Genomic DNA, 672 nt, shown 5'->3' with positions numbered 1-672 from the left:
CCGATCACCGCTCCCATGTGGACGGTCGGCCCCTCGCGTCCCAGCACCAGCCCCGAACCGATCGCGAGCACGCCACCGATGAACTTGGCGGGCAACAGCAACAGTCCCGGTGGCTGCGCCGTGCCGCGGTAGACCGCCTCCACGTGCTGGATTCCGCTGCCGGCGGCCAACGGTACCCACCGGACCACGAGCGCGGCGGCGGTCGCGCCGGCCGCGGCGAACGCGATCGGTACCACCCAGCCGGGATCGGCAAGTTGGTGCACCCACTCGACCAGTTCGACCCGCCAGCGCTCGGCGACGTGCAGACACCAACGGAAAGCACCGCCGACGAATCCGATCCCCACACCGGCCAACGTCGCCACCACGCAGATCCACAGCGTGCCGGTCGGTTTCGTCATGGACACATTATCGGGCCAGGATCGTGATACTCCGCATCATGGCCAGCCGGCCAACTCGTTGAGCATCCTCCGCACGCTGCCGGTCAACGAACTCGGCACGTGGTCGGGATCCATGAGTTCGTTCTCGGCCAGCGGGCCGGCCTCGCCGGCGGTCAACGAACTCGGCACGTGGTCGGGATCCATGAGTTCGTTCTCGGCCAGCGGGCCGGCCTCGCCGGCGACCAGCTCGGCGGTCATCGGCTCCACGGGGGGACCCTGCCCGCGCCGCGCCCCC

At 69.9% G+C, this 672-nt stretch carries 1 protein-coding gene and 1 pseudogene; both read right to left on the bottom strand.

Translation table 11 applies throughout. From position 1 onward, the window contains the following. A partial coding sequence (locus H7I41_RS23240; protein WP_264014985.1) for a chloride channel protein occupies nt 1-398 on the bottom strand: 398 nt, incomplete at its 3' end. Nucleotides 399-434: 36 nt separating this feature from the next. Continuing rightward, nucleotides 435-672 (bottom strand): annotated as a pseudogene (locus H7I41_RS23235) (hypothetical protein); the annotation flags it as partial.

It is taken from the genome of [Mycobacterium] manitobense, assembly GCF_025821665.1.
GTDB lineage: Bacteria > Actinomycetota > Actinomycetes > Mycobacteriales > Mycobacteriaceae > Mycobacterium > Mycobacterium arseniciresistens.
Note: the sequence above shows the minus strand (reverse complement) of the source record. Positions and strands in the feature narration are given on the sequence as shown.